This window comes from Salinimonas marina, from assembly GCF_015644725.1.
Classification (GTDB): Bacteria; Pseudomonadota; Gammaproteobacteria; order Enterobacterales; family Alteromonadaceae; genus Alteromonas.
The window spans coordinates 17844-36780 of the sequence record NZ_CP064795.1; the positions used below are offsets into that span (position 1 = coordinate 17844).

13 protein-coding genes are annotated in these 18937 nt (G+C 46.2%); 12 read left to right on the forward strand and 1 reads right to left on the reverse strand.

Going from position 1 to position 18937, the window contains the following annotated elements; all coding sequences use genetic code 11:
- The first annotated feature begins 5 nt into the window (after positions 1-5).
- The 7 genes from IT774_RS00100 to IT774_RS00130 all read left to right on the forward strand — a co-directional run bounded on the left by IT774_RS00100 (position 6) and on the right by IT774_RS00130 (position 8169).
- The gene (locus IT774_RS00100; protein ID WP_195810819.1) at positions 6-767 is read left to right on the forward strand and encodes a hypothetical protein; all 762 of its coding nucleotides are present in this window, start codon (positions 6-8) and stop codon (positions 765-767) included.
- A gap of 192 nt (positions 768-959) precedes the next feature.
- Complete coding sequence (locus tag IT774_RS00105) at positions 960-2414, forward strand: ATP-binding protein (protein ID WP_195810820.1); 1455 nt, start codon at positions 960-962, stop codon at positions 2412-2414.
- Between the two features lie 13 nt (positions 2415-2427).
- Positions 2428-4023 carry a Z1 domain-containing protein gene (locus IT774_RS17660; protein WP_195810821.1) on the forward strand — a complete coding sequence of 532 codons (1596 nt, stop codon included), beginning with the start codon at positions 2428-2430 and terminating at the stop codon, positions 4021-4023.
- Positions 4023-5147 carry a Z1 domain-containing protein gene (locus tag IT774_RS00115; protein ID WP_269749810.1) on the forward strand — a complete coding sequence of 375 codons (1125 nt, stop codon included), beginning with the start codon at positions 4023-4025 and terminating at the stop codon, positions 5145-5147. Before IT774_RS17660 ends, IT774_RS00115 begins: the two co-directional genes overlap by 1 nt.
- Complete coding sequence (locus tag IT774_RS00120) at positions 5140-6105, forward strand: PD-(D/E)XK motif protein (protein WP_195810822.1); 966 nt, start codon at positions 5140-5142, stop codon at positions 6103-6105. Before IT774_RS00115 ends, IT774_RS00120 begins: the two co-directional genes overlap by 8 nt.
- Positions 6098-7801, forward strand: coding sequence for an AIPR family protein (locus IT774_RS00125; RefSeq protein ID WP_195810823.1), 1704 nt, complete (start codon positions 6098-6100; stop codon positions 7799-7801). The genes IT774_RS00120 and IT774_RS00125 overlap by 8 nt, the downstream gene beginning before the upstream one ends.
- A complete protein-coding gene (locus IT774_RS00130) occupies positions 7798-8169 on the forward strand; it encodes a hypothetical protein (RefSeq protein WP_195810824.1) in 372 nt (123 codons plus the stop codon). The genes IT774_RS00125 and IT774_RS00130 overlap by 4 nt, the downstream gene beginning before the upstream one ends.
- A 33-nt stretch (positions 8170-8202) precedes the next feature.
- Here IT774_RS00130 and IT774_RS00135 read toward each other — a convergent pair whose 3' ends face one another.
- The gene (locus tag IT774_RS00135; RefSeq protein WP_232365048.1) at positions 8203-9696 is read right to left on the reverse strand and encodes a DNA cytosine methyltransferase; all 1494 of its coding nucleotides are present in this window, start codon (positions 9694-9696) and stop codon (positions 8203-8205) included.
- A gap of 281 nt (positions 9697-9977) precedes the next feature.
- On the opposite strand from IT774_RS00135, the gene IT774_RS00140 reads away from it, so the two are divergent.
- From IT774_RS00140 to IT774_RS00160, 5 genes are all read left to right on the forward strand, one after another.
- Positions 9978-10442: a very short patch repair endonuclease gene (locus IT774_RS00140; RefSeq protein WP_195810825.1), complete on the forward strand. Its 465-nt coding sequence runs from the start codon at positions 9978-9980 to the stop codon at positions 10440-10442.
- 95 nt (positions 10443-10537) lie between these two features.
- A complete protein-coding gene (locus IT774_RS00145; protein WP_195810826.1) occupies positions 10538-12229 on the forward strand; it encodes a class I SAM-dependent methyltransferase in 1692 nt (563 codons plus the stop codon).
- A 343-nt stretch (positions 12230-12572) separates the two neighbouring features.
- Positions 12573-14123 carry a GEVED domain-containing protein gene (locus IT774_RS00150; protein ID WP_195810827.1) on the forward strand — a complete coding sequence of 517 codons (1551 nt, stop codon included), beginning with the start codon at positions 12573-12575 and terminating at the stop codon, positions 14121-14123.
- A gap of 296 nt (positions 14124-14419) precedes the next feature.
- Positions 14420-15631: an efflux RND transporter periplasmic adaptor subunit gene (locus tag IT774_RS00155; protein WP_232365049.1), complete on the forward strand. Its 1212-nt coding sequence runs from the start codon at positions 14420-14422 to the stop codon at positions 15629-15631.
- A gap of 6 nt (positions 15632-15637) precedes the next feature.
- The gene (locus IT774_RS00160; RefSeq protein ID WP_195810829.1) at positions 15638-18748 is read left to right on the forward strand and encodes an efflux RND transporter permease subunit; all 3111 of its coding nucleotides are present in this window, start codon (positions 15638-15640) and stop codon (positions 18746-18748) included.
- Positions 18749-18937: the final 189 nt, after the last annotated feature.

Here is an 18937-nt window from a genome sequence, read left to right on the forward strand (position 1 = left end):
TAACTATGCATGAATCAATTGCTAAAGCACAGGTTAAAGGAATGTTTAGAGTGGCCAATGATATACTAGATAGCTATAACACCCGGGCCAAGAAGCGAAATGGACAGGGTGTACGCTTTACCAGAAAAAGAATGACCGCTTATGTGAGCAATATTTTTGAAATGTATGGGGACCTTTTGCTTTACAATAAAGTGGAAAAGCGGAAGAGTAGTTGGCACTTTAACTCGTTGAATCTATCCATAAATCCCGATCCTGAATGTTTCGTGGAGCTTGGCGTACTCCACTGTATAATTTCCGAAAGAGTTATCTCGAGATACGTACGTTCTGGCAAAGTACCCTACCATCATTATTCATCTAAGTGCTATCTACATGAGCACTTTTTACAGCGTATTTTTCAGCGTGCATCGGCACTACATCAAAAAAGTATTAAGAACGAATTAGTGAGTATTTCACTATGGCTAAGCCAAGAGTATTCGCCTACCACCGAGCCGATACAAAAACTGTATTTTGTCAGTGATAAGCATGTGGTTGTGATGACCTACCACCTCGACAGGGAAATTTACATTTTCAATACAATTTTAAAAAAGGACATGTTTACGACAAAACAAGAGCAAAAATTCAGCGAGGCATACTCTGCACTCAATGAGTCAGAGGGGGAGTTTATCTACAGAAATGAGGCTGGCGATGTCCACCTTGGATTCAGTTCTAGGGATGACGTTACACATGATGAGATTGTGAACAATACAACTTTCTTCAATCCAGACTAAGGTGCGTTTAATGCTATTAAAGACGGTAAACTTTTGCAAAGTCGCCTGTGAGACCTAAGAGACGACCTTGCTATTAGTAACTCAGTTTTAATAAAACTTTCAAATCACTGTAATTGTAATGCTTTTTACCTGGCTTCGATTGTGCTAATTTCGAATACACTCTTTATTATTCTTGCTTAAGGACGGCTGATAATGAAAGTAACTAATCCCCCAATTGCTTCTGATCTAATGGCGACAGCTCGCTCGTTTGGTAATTACGACTTAGCTGCTGCGCTTTCGGACATTATTGACAACAGCATTCAAGCTGCCGCTTCTCAGGTAGAAATTGATTTCCAGTACTTTGACAATGATGTAATTGTTCGTATTCGTGACAACGGCAGTGGAATGGATGGGGAGACATTAAAGCGTGCAATGCGACCTGCCAGTTCCAATCCTGGTACTGCCAGAGATCCAAAAGATTTAGGCCGGTTTGGGTGGGGAATGAAGTCTGCTTCGTTATCTCAGGCTAGGATATTAACGGTAGTAGCCTGGCAAAGCTCAAACTTTGTAGCTGCGCGGTGGAATATAGATGATATAACCGACTGGAGTATGGACTTCTTTGAAGGGGGGGAGGCTGTTAGCCTGCTTGACCGGCCGCCAAAATCAGACTCTGGTACGGAAGTTATTTGGACTAATTCAGACAGACTTAAAGAGAGCGCCGATAGTGTTGATGCAGATGAACTTTCAACAGTTGTCGCGATGGCACGAAAAAAACTTAGTCTTGTATTTCATCGATTTCTATCAGGGGAAGCTGGAACAAAGCTTTCTATCACAATTAATGGAACTGAAGTAAACCCTGTAGATCCATTTGTCACATCGCACAACGCAACTCAGACGCTCGATGCTGAGACGATACAAATGACGGGTGGCCGCAATATCCTAATCAAGCCATTCATACTTCCACACTTTTCGAAGCTTGATGTTGTTCAGCAGGCAGAGGTTGGTGGGGAAGAAGGAATGATTCGAAACCAAGGATTTTATATCTATCGAAATAAGCGACTTATTATTCACGGAACTTGGTTTAGATTGATACCTCATGGTGAATTGAGTCAGCTTACAAGAGTGCGAGTAGACCTGCCTAATAATCTCGATGAAGAGTGGAAAATTACACTGGACAAATCCGATGCTCAATTGCCAAGTGCTTTAAAAAGCAGATTATTGAAGGTAATAAAAAAGTTTAGTAAGAAGTCAGTGTCAGTTCATCGGCGTAAAGGTGTCTCAACTCACATAGATAACGTTGAAAAAGTCTGGTGCAGAGAAGTCAAAAATGGTCAGGTAATTTACAAAGTTAATAGAGAGCACCCTTTAACTAGAAGCGTTATTGGACAAGATGGGGTTGAGGCAGTATTAGCAATGCTGGAGACGTATTTTCCCGCAGATGACTTAGTCAAAGACTCTGCAAAAGGAGTCACTCAGGGGCCATCCGATCCATGTCAATTCGAATATCTTACAAAACAATTCTTTTTTAAGTACTTGAACGACAGTAATGAAGAAGAGCGAAGTTTAGAAAATTTCATAGCGTATATACAGCGGGTAGAGCCTTTTGCAAGTCAGAAAGCTTACGCGAGTAGCTACGTTAAAGAGAACCTTGCAATTTACTTAAAATAATAAAGGCAAAAAAATGGATTTTGATTCAACTTTAGGCTTTCTGAAAGTTGGTTTAGATAAAGCAATTAACGGAAGGTTTCCGGTCGAAAAAGGTTATATTCAACAATTTGTAGATGAATCTGAGATAGCGCCGCTGCTTACAAAAAGTGAAAAAAAGAAGCTTTCCCGCCACCTCGAAACGATATATGGAACAACTCAAGAGCGGGGGCATACGCTGACAAATGACTTCAGAGAATGGTACCCGGAGCGTAAGGCTGAAACGCAATTTTACTATTGGAAGCGTTTGCATAGCTACTGGCTAACTACTTCTGCACTGCCAGTTCAGGTCGTCCAAACAATCGACAGCGTAACTGACGAAATTATCGGGTATCTTGGCGATCCAAATGACTCTAATAGCTGGCGTAGACGTGGCCTGGTCATGGGGCATGTTCAATCGGGAAAAACGACAAATTATTCAGCTCTTATTTCGAAGGCGGCAGATATCGGTTACAGAATAATCGTCGTACTTGCGGGTATTACCAACTCACTCCGGTATCAAACTCAAATTAGACTTGATGAAGCATTTGTAGGTAAGTCTTCACTTGGCGATGATTATAATATTCAAACTTACCCGGTTTCATACGTATTAAACACCTCGTCCGAGCATATATCGCCAAGACACCCGTATTGTGGTACTACACAGAATAGTGACTTTAGTGTTAAAACGGCCAAAGCAGTTACGGCTTCAGAAGGGAACTTCGCAGAGCCGATACTATTTGTGACCAAAAAAAATGAGAAAGTGCTGGGAAGGTTAATAGATTGGCTGCAAGGATTACGACAGGGAAGTGCGTTGGAAGGGCCAATGCTGATTATTGACGATGAAGCTGACAATGCGTCTGTTAACACATCAAAAGATCCTGGACTTGCGACCAGAATTAACCAGCGGGTAAGGTCTTTAATGCAAACATCGAGAAGAACTTCCTATGTAGGATATACGGCAACGCCATTTGCTAATATTTTTATCGATCCCGACACTGAAGATGAAATGCTGGAAAACGACTTATTTCCGGAACACTTCATAAAATCCCTAACACCACCAGATAATTACATCGGTGCAAATAAGCTTTTTCCACAAGAACACCATCCGCTCGCTGAAGCATGCGTAAAAATAATCCCAGATGATTACCAAGACCTTCTGCCTGTGTCACATAAGGCGAGCCATCAGTTAGACGCACTTCCTGTAAGTTTGGAAGAGGCTGTGTTTCATTATTTATTAGTTAGAGCAGTACGCGTTTTAAACGATGATGGCGATAAAAATTCTTCAATGCTGGTAAATGTTAGCAGGTTCAATGCTGTACAGCATCAGGTACACGAACTTATTTACAGGTTACTATATAACATCAAAAGTAGTGTTGAGACCTGGGCTAAAAGCGACTTTTGGAATAAGTCGGACATGCTCAAGTCTATGGCTGCGATTTGGGAAGCAGAATTTGAGAGTACTGTGGAAATCACCTGGGATGAGCTTAGGACTGTCCTGAACAGGGCGTTATCGCCTGTTGAAGTGAAACTTGTAAATATGCAGGGGGAGGGCTGGATTATACTGATGCTCCTAAATCGGGACTACATATAATAGCGGTCGGGGGACTAGCACTTGCCCGGGGGCTAACCCTTGAAGGATTGACAACGTCCTATGTATTAAGAAACGTCGGAGCAGCGGATACGTTGTTGCAGATGGGAAGGTGGTTCGGATACCGGCCGGGTTATGAAAGACTTTGCCGGGTGCATATGACCGAGAACATGCATGCACATTTCACTGAAATCAATGAGTCGGTAGAGGAGCTAAGACATGATCTCGTGGTTATGGAAAAACAGAAAAAAAGACCAAGCGAGTTTGGATTAAAAGTAAGGCATAGCCCTACAGGTATTGCGATAACTGCTGCAAACAAAATGCGCACAGCCGAAGAAATAGAAGTCGCGTTGGATCTATCCTGCAAGCATACCCAAGCATACGAAGTATATGACGACTTAGCCATAAACAAACATAATAAAATGGCGATTGATGAGCTCTTAGCGAGTTTAAATGTAAATGGCTCCACGAACTACAACGAAGAGGACAAAGCTATCGTTTATAGTAATGTGCCTGTTCAAGAGGTATTGGAGTTACTTACCAAATTCCAAAATCCTACGACCCACTTTGCCCTGGGTTCCAACAACGAAAGTCTAGTAACCAATTATATATCTGATCGGTTGAAAGAACTCTCTAGCTGGGATGTTGCAATCCCCTTCGTTGGTTTAAAAAGTAATAGACCCTTTCCTTATCAAACGGACAAAAATGCTTACTGTAGAAGTAGGCACAGTGGCGATACAGGTGATTTAGAGAAAGGTAAAGTAAAAATAACCGCTAAGAATGTTGTGGCGGATCCTAATCCTAACGATCTTCGCTTCGGCCAAGGCGACATCACTGAATCTGTAAATAAGCTTAAAAAAGAAGATAGTGACCTGCGACCAACGCAAGCACACCTGCAAGCCAGGAGAAAGCCGTTATTGATCCTTCATATTTTCGACTTCGAAGATAAAGAGAACCGATCAAGTCTTAGCCGAGCAGAAGACTTAGTAGTTTCGTTGAGTATTGGCTTTCCAGAAACAAAGGTTAAGGTTAAACCGAAAAAGTACGCAGCGACGTCTAGATTTTTAGAAATGCTGAAATCAATGGCCAGTGAAAATGAAACAGACGAGGTCCTGGAAGATGAATGATTTTACGCTGAAATGGCAGGAGCATTCATCAACAGGTAAATCAGCGGGGGTTTTTAGGGTTTTTCCTGATAATCCTTTTGACTTTTTTATCGGGTTTTCAGAATGTGGCTGCCGTGAATTTTATTTCTCATGGGAATCGCTCGAACCGGAAAAAATATCAGAGCTTTCGCTTAAAAACATTCAACTTGGTTTAGAAAAAAGCGGCGAAGAATACACCTTAAAGTTAACTCTGTTGGAAAACGACTATAAAGATTTATTTTCTGTCGTGTGTGTCGATTTAGCGAAAGCCGTAGAAAATGTAAAAAGCTTAAATATAGCAATTTCAATAGTATACAGAAGACTTCTACGTTGGTCTGATTTGCTTTCCAGAAGCTCCAAAAGAACGATGACGCTGAACGAGCAACGTGGTCTAATTGGAGAGTTATCTTTATTAAAATTGATTTTAAAGAAAGAGAGTTTTCATACTGCCAGTGTAATAAATGGTTGGCGAGGGCCAGAAGGTGACACAAACGATTTGAGTATAAATGGCGTCCGTGTTGAAGTAAAAGCGCAATTAGCCTCTCAGGCTAAAGGTATCCGGGTAAGCTCCTTGCAACAACTTGAGGATGACAAACGCGAGCTTTTTGTTAGTTTATTTAGATTGTCTCCCGCAGAAAAAGGCGCATCACTCAAAAGCTTAATTACAGATATTGAAAGTATCGTAGCTCAGGATATTGAATTACTATTTGAATTTAGAAGAAAGTATCTATTGTCAGGTTACGATAGTGAGGCAGATTATGCAGAAACAACATATAACGTGCCAGAACCAACGCTTTATGGAGTTGCCGATGGCTTTCCACGACTAACACCTGAGAATGTACCTCCAGGAGTCTCAGCAGCTTCGTATTTTATTGATGCACAGTACATAAAGCCATTTGAAGTTTTGTTTGAATACTTAGAGAGTTTAATAAATGGATAATAATAAAAAGGATTTTGAAGAACTGGCACAAGAGATAAAAGCCGGAATTGCTTCTACCGGTGATATGCCTGTCACTGAGTTTTTTAACCTTTATGCTGAAGCTGCAGCAGAAAATGGAGATACTCCGGATCTGACATATTGCCCAATCCTAAAGGATTCTGCAGGTGGGTATAGGGTAGACGGGTATGCTTTTGACGTGCAAGAGAGCTCCGATAGTGCTATCAGTGAGTTATATCTGGCTGTATGTGAATATCACGATGATAGCGAGCAATTTTCTATAACAAAGAAGAATATAGAAAAGGCAGTGGAGGGCATTAGAAGGTTTGTCACAAAGGCTACAACATCTGATTTTATCTTTGATTTAGAAGAGTCCAGCCCTGCCTTTCAACTTGCGATACTGTTGAAAGAGCACCTCGTTAAAATTAAACGTATAAGATTGGTTGTTTTCACTAACGGAGTTTTAAGTTTAAGAAAAAAAAGTTTTCCAGATGAAAAAGTCGGGGAATTACTCCTTAGTGTTAACGTCATTGATATCGAACGATACAGTAAAATAACTTCGCAAGGAAACGAGCCGGTCGAAGTAAACTTCGTCGAGGACTTCGGTGGCGGGATAAAAAACCTCGCAGCTTCTCCTTCAGGTATCAATTCTTATAAAAGTTATTTATTTGCATTACCAGGCAACGTTCTCGCCGAAGTTTTTGCACGTTATAAAAATCGGCTCTTAGAAAAAAACGTACGTACTTATCTACAGGCAGTAACGAAGGTTAATAAAGGGATATTAAAGACCATTGAAAAAGAACCTCATATGTTCTTTGCTTATAACAACGGAATAACTGCCACAGCCTCTGGTATTGCACTTTACGAGAGCGAAGATGGTGAGACTCTTATCGAAAAAATTGATGACTTTCAGATAGTCAATGGTGGGCAAACTACGGCGTCGCTAAACTATGCGAGGGATGCAAAGTCACTTGATCTCAGTAACGTTTTTGTCCAGGTAAAACTCGCTGTAGTAGAAAGCGATACAATAGCAGACGTAGTGCCTAAAATATCAGAGTATGCAAACACTCAGAACAAAGTTTCTACCGCTGACTTGCAAGCAAATAGCGAGATTCAAATCCAGATTGAAAGAGTATCAAAACAGGTACAAACACCTCAACGTGCAGGGGAGCTCCATAGTAGCAGGTGGTTCTATGAAAGAGCGAGGGGGCAGTTTAAAAGTTTATTTTCCTATAAAACGGCGGCAGAACGTAAAAAGCTTCAAACACTTTATCCAAGGTCACAACTTATATCGAAAACGGATCTTGCAAAATATGAGTTCGCCTTTGATGCGAGACCTCACCATGTGAGTGAGGGTGCTCAAAAATGTTTCTCTCGTTTTGTGCAGGTACTAAACAAGTACAGCGTAAAAGATATAAATGACCAGTGGTTCAGGCGTGCAGTTGCAAAAGCTATCTTGTTTAATGAAGTAGATAAAGCTGTGAATGGTGCGACGTGGTACCAAGAGGATAGGGGGTATAAAGCGCCCATCGTAGCCTATACGGTTTCAGCTGTTGCAGATGGTTTCAGAAGTCAGGGGCTACAGATAGATCTGGACCGTATTTGGAAGGAGCAATCACTCGATAGTAACTTCTTAAACTGGGTTGTCAATGTTGCTCAGAATGTTGCTAAAATCCTCAAGTCCCCCCACCGGAAGTGAGAAATATATCTGAATTTGCGAAGCGTGAATTTTGCTGGGTATCGTATGTGCGGGGCAAAGCATGTCGAGTTGATGTATCTATCGAGAAGTTCGGTGTACCTTTAGAGGAGTTCCTAGCCTCAACGAGGCTAGGAACCAAAGAGACTAAACAAAACAACGAGCTGGATTTCGAAGTTGCTGTAATCAAACTTGTCAGTAAGGCAAGTGAACTGCGGATTCAGGCGCAGCAGCATGGGGTAGCATCGCCAAAAAATATGGCTGCATTGGCCAAAGTTGAGTCCGGTAACACTTTTTCACTAAACAGAGGTGAGAAAAATGCACTTAAAAATCTTATAAAGCGACTAGATGTAAATCTTGCGTCGCTTTGATGCTAACAACGTAACCGCAGATGCCGCCGGACACTATTTACTAAACAAACATGCAACAGTTTCTGCTAACTGCTTCGCTAGATAAGGAGGCACTGCATTTCCTACCTGAACATATTGTTGAGTGCGGTTTCCTTCGAAGAAGTAGTCGTCTGAAAACGTTTGAATTCTGGCTGCCTCTCTGACGGTCAGGCTTCTGCATTGAGTTGGGTCAGGATGGATAAAATAGTGGCCATCCTTAGAAATATGGCTCGTGATTGTTGTGGCAGGTCTGCCGTACCTTTGTACCCGGAATCTGTCTGCAAACTTACCCGATTTCCAGTTTGCATGCGTAGGTGCAAGCGCTTCCGGATAGTCGGTGGCTTTCGGAAATGGTTTGCTTGATTCGATATTTATCGGGGTGGATGCCCAACAGGCGCTAAAGAGATAGCGTCCAAGATCACTGCTCATATGGCTTCGTGCGTGATGGTTCAGCACCCATTCGCAATGGTCATTTAAAAGCCACTCCCGCAAATGTTCGTTCGAACTTTCCGCTGACCAGCTTTCTGTTTTTGCATGCTGTTCTATCGGCGAGCTGGTTTTCAGGTCGCCAACTACATTTTGCATATACTCAATTACTGCCTCAAGCGCTTTATCTGTAGTTTTCGTTTTCGCTAACGTTTTTACCTGACTACTTATTACCTGCTCCCAGGCCTCGGGGGAGTCTGCTTTTCTGGAAATTTTACTTCTTAAGGCTGGCAGGTCGGAAAGTACGGTCTCTATTGGAACCTGAGACTGTTTCTTAAGCGTGGCCGGTACATGATCTAAATCTTCAGCAATACCCAGCAGTATGACTCTGTGACGCGCCTGAGGAACGCCATAATCTTCTGCTCGTATTATGAAATCGCGAAAGTCTGAATATGTTGGCTCAGAAAGCTCCTGACTGTCCGGCTGCTTAACGAATGAGTAAATATGATATTTTCTTTTGCTATCAGGATCTTTAACTGCAACGCCAAGATTTTTCAAATCGGTCAGGATAGAAGGAAAAATCAGCTCGCCATTTATTCTGGAAGACAAAATTCCTTTCACATTCTCCATAACGAAGACATCTGGCTGCATAATTGATAGTACACTGAGATACTCACGATACAGGAAATGACGGTTATCTGTTTCAGCGGTATAGCCTTCAATGCCTTTATTTCTTGCCCGGCCTACTAATGAATATGCCTGGCAGGGGGGCCCGCCTATTACGACCCATGGCTCATCTTGATATTGATTTTTTAGCTCGAGTAAACGGGCTTTAATTTTATCATTATCTTCCCCCAGGGCTGTCGGCTCGTAAAGCGTTTCTGCGCAAGCTTCTTCCCAGAGGTCGCTGTACTTACAGATAAGTTGCTCTTTAGAAATTTTACTTTTATTCAACGTGGGGGAGCCCCCCACGTAATTAAAATAATCGTTGACAGCTTCCTTACTTCCAGTGGCTTTTAATAAGCGATAGAAGGCTCGCAGCGTAAGTGTTTTGTGGGCACTGGCCTCACGCTCAACAGACATACGGATCTTGAATTTCGCTGACTCAGAGATGTGCGAACTGAAACCTTCTCCAAGCCCCCGGGCCCTGCAAATAAATCGATTATGTTTATTGTTTTCGACATTTTATATACCGCTGCTGATGACCCTGACTACCTGACTGAACGTAATGCCAGGTAGTTACTGTTTTTGTATGGGAAAAATAAATGAACCTGCGAGAAGTTAAACGCAGCCGCAGATTTATGGGCGCTTATAGTACCAGGAAAATAATTGTATTCCAGGATGTATTTTCGTTTAGGTTTTAAATGGCAGATGTACATTCCAAAGTAGTCCGCAGCAAAAACATGCGATCCATTCGTGCGGTCGATACAAAACCTGAATTGTTGTTACGGAAGGCTCTTCACAATGCCGGATTCCGATATCGCCTGTATAAAAAAGGATTGCCGGGCAAACCAGATATTGTATTGGCGAAGCACAGAACGGTTATCTTCGTGCACGGGTGCTTCTGGCACAAACATGATTGCCACCTCTTCAAATTACCCAAAACACATAGTGAATGGTGGCTCAATAAATTGACAGCTAACCGATACCGGGATCTGATGGTGGAAGATAAACTGCGGGAAAACGGATGGCGGGTGATTGTGGTATGGGAATGCACACTCAAAGGAAAATTCAAAGTAGAGCTACCAGAGCTTTTGACAAAAATTTCAAACTGGATAGAAACGGGCAGCAGTAATTATTTAGAGATCCCAGCGCCTGATTTTTGCTGAACAGCTTTCAATAGTATGATTACATAAGGCCGGGTTATCAGACCTGTTGTGGAATTCATCTAGCATCACTCGATAAGTACAAGGATAGTTGCAGCTTGTCTGAAAATATAAGGTTTTATACGCGGAATGCTGAAAAGCTGTCTACGCAGTACAACAGCGTTTCCTTTGAAAACGTTCATAGCGACTGGGTAAGTGAAATCCCCGATCAGGGCTTCGTGCTGGACATCGGCGCCGGTTCAGGAAGAGATGCTCAGTTTCTTGCCGCAAAGGGTCTCACGGTTTTTGCGGTTGAGCCTGCAACTGGTATTCGGGAGCGGGCTCAACAATACACCGTAAACCAAAATGTTCACTGGCTTGATGATCGTCTTCCTTCTCTCGATAAAGTATTCAGCCTCCAGACAAAATTTGACCTGATTCTTCTTAGTGCGGTCTGGATGCATGTTGCACCTTCTGAGCGTGAACGGTGCATAAGGAAAATCAGCTCACTACTTAAAGCCAGAGGAAAAATTGTAATTTCATTACGACATGGTGCATGTAACGATGAACGAACCATGCATCCGGTGTCGGCAGATGAACTGGCTGCATTTGCCAAAAAGTTTGGTCTTGCTTTCAGGCTGGTTAACGAAAATCCCAGGAAGGATGAGTTAGATCGCAAGGATGTCAGCTGGCAAACCGTCATTCTTACGCTTCCTGACGACGGCTCCGGCGCATTTCCGCTTCTTCGCAATATCATCATGAACGACAGTAAATCATCTACTTACAAAGTTGCTTTGTTGCGCACGCTATTGAGAATAGCTGAGGGCCATCCTGGCGCCGTAATCAAAAGAGAGCAGGAAAAAGTAGCTTTGCCCCTGGGGTTGGTCGCGCTCTATTGGATAAGACTCTACAAACCGCTTATAGACCATTACAAAATACCTCAGCATGGGCAATCAAGGGGATACGGTTTTATAAAAGATAACGGGTGGAAATCACTTACGTCTTATCCCGCCAGTGATTTTTATGTAGGGGCAACTTATCCGGGGGACGGAATATCTAAGGCTGTATTCTATACGATAAAACAGGTTGCGGAACTGATTGAAAAAATGCCTGTGAAGTATATTACAAACCCCGGCTCAGACACAAAAGTGTTCAGTGTTAACAGATTTCAGCCCAAACGGCCCAATACCGGTCTTACTCTTGATGGAAAGTTTCTGTCCTCATTTGGTGAGTTCTATGTACCAGCTCATATATGGGATTCCCTGACCAGGTTCAGTGCCTGGATAGAACCTTCACTGGTAAATGAGTGGGCTTCACTGATGGCTGGTTATTGCGATAAAAATAATATAAAAATAGCGAAAGGGGATCTTCTGGAAACATTGGCATGGATAGATCCGAAAAGAACCACGGCCAAAGTAAGAAGTCGTGTAGATGAGCTATTGACCAAAGACAGAGTTCACTGTTGTTGGTCAGGTAAAGCAATTCGTTCAGCCGGTTATGCCGTTGATCATGCTATGCCATTTGCACGCTGGCCCAATAATGACTTGTGGAATCTGCTACCAACTCAAACCAGGGTAAATAGCAGCAAATCCGATAAATTACCCACTTCTGTGAGGATGATGAACAGCCGTAGTCTTATTACAGAGTGGTGGGAGCAAGCGTGGGAAAAGCAGGCTGATGAATTTTTTATACAGGCTAACCTCGCATTACCTAACTTATCTGCAAGTAACAGAAATTTCGATAATGTTTTCGAGGCAATGACAATTCAAAGAGACCGGATAAAAGACTTCCAGCAACTTGAAGAGTGGTGATAAAAATTCGTTAAGTGCGTCATTACCGCCGAGAGGCTGGGTAAACAACCTATTCAGGCTTCAGCTATCAAAGGCAAATATCTCAAGCGGGCTTAATTCAACACTGAAATCAAGCCATAAAGTGCACTACCAAAGAGTACCATTTCGTGTGAGGACAGAAAAAGCAATTCAACAAGTTTTCCTCCTAAGCCACCGTTTTACAAGCACTACTTTCATCGTCTTATGCACTGCCTTTCTTACTTTCAGACACCGATAAAAACAGTTAACACTGCAGCTGCACAAAATTTGCTCTTTAGCACTTTTTTGGTATAGGCTAACTGGCTTATCAATTCGGAAGATAAAAATGAAAATAATAAACCCGCTCATTCTTTTAGCAATGACCGTCTTCGTGACCGCGTGTGGCGGCTCAGACGCTCCTGATCCGAAAACTTCGCAGCAAAATAATATCAGCGATAAAGCATCATCCGATGAGTCGGACAACGCCGATGGTGACGATATTTCTTCGGACAGTGACGGCGCTGCAGGCTCTGATGACTCTGGCTCTGAAGCACCCGCACCGTCGATATCGGGTAAGGTCATCGATGGCTATGTGAGTGGGGCGACGGTGTGGATCGACTTTAATAACAATGGCGTGTTTGATGACGATGAACCCAGTGCGGTGTCTGAAGCGGCTGGTAATTACACTCTTGAGTTAACCGACACTCAGCAGCAGTGCGCCGCCTATGCCACGGTGTATGTTGATGTGCCGGTGGGCGCGATGGATGAAGATTTGGGCGAAGTTACCGAGGCGTATCAAATGGTGCGGCCACCACAGATGGCGGTGCTTGATGATGACAGTTTGCTGCATGTTTCGCCCCTGACCACAGTATTGTGGCAAGGCATTCAGGATGCGCTGAATGGCTCTGATTTTAGCGATTGTGAAACCTTGCTAACCGATCAGGCAAAACGTCAGGAAGTGCAGGCGCTGGTAGACGATACTATCGGCAATACGGTGAGCCTGTATAACATCAGTGCCGAAACCATTTTTCGTGATTTCATTGCCGATGAAAACGACGAGGCCAAGGCCCTGGCTCAACAATTTGTAAAAGGGCTGCAACAAAGCTTTGCGCATACTCAGACCGTAAAAGCAGCTTATCCGCAGGCATCTGAGGTGCGGGTAGTGCATTATTTTGGTCACAATCCCTATTACACCGATGATGATGAGCCGCACTGGTTCCGGGATGTGGTGGTCTTTAATGGCGATGAGTTTATTGCCCGCGACGATCTGATGAATGACGAGCTAAGCGAAGTACTAACCCCCATCTATTATCGGGACTCGCTGGATACCGCGTGGGGCGACGGGCTGCTCACGGCCACCAAAGATACGATTTACAACGGCGATGGGGGCGGCTTTCGGTGTAGCCTTAGTGAGCAGGTCTCAATTACCCAGGCGGATGTGACCTATGCATTGCAAAATTATTTGCCCGAGGGACAGCAGGCCGCGACGGCCGATGGCTGTGAAAACCAATCCTTTGTAAACACCACCCCCCGCCGGATCTTTTATATTACCTATGATGAGGCCAATAAATCGTATCTGGCCGACTTACGCCAGGAAGACGGCACGGTAACGGTCCTGCCCCATTGGGTGGGTTTTGCCGAAGCCAGCGATCAGTTTGATTTTGCTGAGCTGGTGGCCGAACTTGAGGTATCAGGCTACCGGTTTGATGAGCCAGTGACTATTCCCACCAGTTCATGGGCGAAGCGCCAAACCTGGGATGAAGGCGATATACGTTACCAGATTGACTATGATTCGACCGGACAGTGGCTGAAAACCACCACCCAGGCCGATGGCACCTATACCACTGAGTGCTCCTACGATGAAGGCACCAGCTGGGAGGCCTGCCGCGACGCGTAAAAACGCTTAGCATCAACTGGCTTTGCCCCGTTTTGGTGGCGGTGGCAAAGTCATTTTTCATCTTGTTTTCGCATTGCCATTCGCCCAATCCCTACTATCTTAAATTATTGTCATCCGTCTAAGGCTGATCACCCGCAAGTCCGGTAACGTAGCAACTTACTGATTCGTCGCGAAATCGAAAGACGGTACATTCCCCGTTGGCCTGTTTGCGGCCACTTATTTTGTTCAGTGACACAGGCTTTACCATCATGACCTATGCTTTTTTTCTCCCTGTCCTTGTTGCACGGCTGGCGCGAATGCCCCGTGTGTGGTTACTCACCCTGCTGGTTAGTGGGCTCACGGCCTGTAGTGAGGCGCCTGAGAGCAAGGGCGATGGTAGTGACAAACCTTCCCAAGGCGCGAAGCAGGCCATACCGGTGGGCTTTGTCAACGTGTCGCTGCAGCCCATTGGTTACATTGAAAAGCTGCCCGGGCGGGTGGTGTCTTATCGGAAGGCCGAAATACGACCCCAGGTGAGCGGGATTATTCAGGCGCGGATGTTTGAAGAAGGCACCCTGGTAGAAAAAGGTCAGCAGCTGTATCAGATTGACCCTGAGCGCTATCAGGCGGACGTTGAGGTGGCTCAGGCGAATCTGGAAAACGCCAATGCCCAGGTGGAAAATGCGCAGACTCTGGTGAACCGGTATGACAGCCTGGCCAAAAACAATACCCTGAGTCAGCAGGAGCTGGACGATGCCACCACCCGTCTGAAACAGGCCCGGGCCTCGGTGAGTCAGGCTGAAGCGCAGCTTAAAAATGCCAACATCAATCTGGCGTATACCCGGGTGTATGCGCCTATCAGTGGCTTTATCGGTCCTTCGGAGGTTACCGAAGGTGCGCTGGTAACCCAGCAGCAAACCACGCCGCTTGCTACGATTCGCCAGCTGGACCCGGTGTATGTGGATCTGGCGCAGTCGGTGGGCGATGCGCAAGCGCTTAAAGCCCGGCTTATCGAGTCACGTGTTCAAAAGCGCGACGATGCTGAGTTTTCTGTCAGTCTGTTTTTTTCGCAGTCGGGCGAGCCTTACGAGCATACAGGCCGGCTAGAAGCCACTGATCTATCGGTAGACCAACAAACCGGTGCGATTCGGCTGCGCTCGGTATTTCCCAATCCCGATAATAAACTGCTGCCCGGGCTGTTTGTGCGCGCATCTATTGCAGGCTTAGCCAGCAGTAAAGCGCTGACGGTGCCACAAAAAAGCGTGCAAATCGGGCAGGGCGGTGCACGCCATGTGTGGGTGGTTACGCCCGACAATAAAGCGGCTAAACAGGCGGTGGAAACCGGGCTGGCGTATAACAATCGCTGGGTAATAGAGCAGGGATTAAAACCCGGCGATAAGGTGATTGTGCAGGGCACCATGAACTTGCAGGAAGGCGCGCCGGTGAAACCCAAGGCGCTGAAGTCAGCCGATGCCAACTCGGCCGGGTTGTCCGACTCTGCCAAGCCCTCGACTGACCAGGGGCGCTGATCGATTATGTTTTCCCGTTTTTTTATCGCGCGTCCTATTTTTACCACCGTCCTTGCCCTTATTATTATGGGGGCGGGCGTGTTTTCGGTGCTAAGTCTGCCACTGGAGCAATACCCTAATATTGCGCCGCCAAAGGTGTCGATTTCCGCGGCTTATCCGGGAGCTTCGGCGCAGACCCTGGAAAATACCGTGACTCAGGTTATTGAGAAAAACCTGACCGGTATCGACAACTTGCGCTACATTCAGTCGCAAAGCTCTTCAGCCGGGCAAGCCTCCATCACCCTTACCTTTGCACCGGGCACCGACCCCGATATTGCCCAGGTACAAACCCAGAATAAAGTGTCGCAGGCGCAGTCCTCCTTGCCGCCTATTGTGCAGCAGTTGGGGGTGGCCGTAGAAAAGGCCGGCAACAGCTATGCGCTCATTGTCAGCTTTTCTTCTAAAAGCGGCAATATGAACCGTAATGACATTTCTGACTTTCTGGTGTCAAATCTGGAAGAGCCCCTTAGCCGGGTGAACGGCGTGGGGCAGATTCAGACCTTTGGTCCTGAACATGCGATGCGGGTGTGGCTTGACCCCCACAGTATGAACAACTTCAACATCACCACCCTGGATGTGATCAACGCCATTGAGCAGCAAAATGTACAGCTGGCCTCTGGCGAGATTGGGGGAGCACCCTCGGTGCCAGGCCAGCAGCTCAACGCCACCATTACGGCGCAGGCGCTGTTATCGACCCCGGCCGAATTTGAGCAGATTTTGCTGTCGGTAAACCCCGATGGCTCTCATGTCACCCTGGGGGATGTGGCCAACATCGAAATTGGCGCCGAAAACTACAACATTATCGGGCGCTGGAATGGCCAGCCAGCCTCCGGTATTGCCATTCAACTGGCCCCTTCGGCCAATGCGCTGGCCACCATAGAAGCCATCAAATCCCGAATCAGTGACTTTGACAATATCATCCCCGAGGATTTGGAAGTGATGTATCCGGTGGATATTTCGCCGTTTATCGAAGCTTCTATCTTTAATGTGGTCAAAACCCTGGGTATCGCGGTGGTGCTGGTTATCCTGGTTATTTATATTTTTCTGCAAACCTTGCGGGCCACGCTGATCCCGGCGGTCGCCATTCCCATTGTGCTGCTGGGCACCTTTGGCTTTTTGCTGGCGCTAGGCTACTCCATCAATGTTCTGACCTTATTTGCGCTGGTGCTGGCCATTGGCATGCTGGTGGATGATGCCATTGTGGTTACCGAAAACGCCGAACGAAAACTGGAACAGGATAGCAGTCTCACCCCCAAAGAAGCCTCCAAACGGGCCATGAAAGAGATTTCTTCTGCCTTGCTGGGCACCACCGTGGTGATCTGGGCGGTGTTTTTGCCCATGGCACTGTTTGACGGCTCGGTGGGGGTGATTTACCGGCAGTTTGCCATCACCATCTCTGCGGCCATGGGCTTGTCGTTGTTTGTGGCCCTGACGTTATCGCCGACCTTGTGCGCGGCGGTACTGGAACAAGGCAAGACCGAACAACAGCATGGCGTGTTTGGCTATTTCAACCGCGGCTTTGCCAAGATGCGGGCCGGCCACGGACGGACTCTGGAAAGCACTCTGAATAACAAAATTATCCTGCCGGTGATTTTTCTGGTGGTGGTGGTTATCAGTGTACTGGTGTTTTTGCGCATTCCCACCTCATTTCTGCCCGAAGAAGATCAGGGCCGTATGTTTACCCTGGTCTCGGGCCCGGCCAGTACCACCTTAGAGCAAACCCGGGAAAAGCTGAAAAAAGTTGAAGATTTTTACCTTAACGAAGCCGGCGGGGCAGTAGAAGGGCTGTTTACCGCGGCGGGCTTCAGCTTTTCCGGACAAGCACAAAATGTCGGGATTGCCTTTATAAAAATGAAGCCCTGGGATCAGCGTGGTGAACAAAACAGCGTGTTTAATATCAAAGATCAGGCCTTTAAAAGCTTATCCACAATTCCCGATGCAATGGTGATCCCGATTATTCCACCGCCGGTGAGCGCCCTGGGTAATGCCAGCGGCTTTGAATTTCAGCTGGTGGATCAGGGCGGGCTGGGCCACGAGGCGCTGGTGCAGGCCACCAATCAACTGCTGGCCAAAGCCAATCAGAGTGAGCTGCTTACCTCGGTACGGTTCAACGGGCTGGCAGATAACCCGCAATACAACCTGGATATCGATACCATCAAAGCCCGGGCGCTGGGCGTGCCGGTGGCCTCCATCAACCAAACCCTGAGCGCGGCGCTGGGCGGCACCTACGTAAACGACTTTTTAGAAGATGGGCGGGTGAAACGGGTCTACGTGCAGGCAGAAGATAAGTACCGGATGCTGCCCAAGGATATTAATAACTGGTATGTACGAAATGAGTCGGGTGGCATGGTTCAGCTTAAAGAAATTGCCGCGGGCAACTGGAGCTTTGGCCCGCCAAAACTGACCCGCTTCAATGGTAGCTCTTCCCGGGAGATACAGGGTTCCACCACCGCCGGGGTGAGCTCCGGTGAAGCCTTGCAGGAGGTCGCCCGGCTTGCCGATACCTTGCCTGCGGGGATCAGTATTGCCTGGACCGGGTTGTCGTACGAAGAACAGCAAAGCGGCAATCAAACCTTGCTGTTGTACAGCATAACTGTAATTGCAGTGTTTATGATTTTGGCCGCCCTGTACGAAAGCTGGGCCATTCCGCTGGCCATTATGCTCACCGTGCCCTTCGGTATTATGGGCGCGGTGCTGGCGACCTGGCTTACCGGTCAGGCCAATGATGTGTATTTTCAGGTGGGACTGTTGATGACCATAGGTCTGGCGGCCAAAAATGCGATCTTAATTGTGGAGTTTGCTCAGCGTAATGTCGATGAAGGTATGCCTGCCTATGATGCCGCTCTGAGTGCCGCCAAACAACGGCTACGGCCCATTCTGATGACGTCACTGACGTTTATTCTGGGGGTATTGCCGCTGGTGTTTGCCACCGGGCCCGGCTCTGGCGCCCAGAATGCCATCAGTATCGGCGTTCTTGGCGGCATCACCGCCACCACCCTGTTCGTGGTGTTCTTTGCACCGTACTTTTTTATGTGGGTGTATCGGCTGTTCGCCAAAGAGGAGGCGTCACAATCTTAGCCTACAGGGGCGGTAGCCAAAGGTCTATCAGGCAGAGTGAGTGGAGTGCATAAGCGTAACCCATGCAGGTGCATCTATCATTTTATTAACAACTTGATTACTGTAGACGCTATTGATGGCACCTATTAGCGGTTTTTTATAACCGGTCAGGTGTATTTATGTGTGCTTTTACCTGTGGTTTTTGAGGAG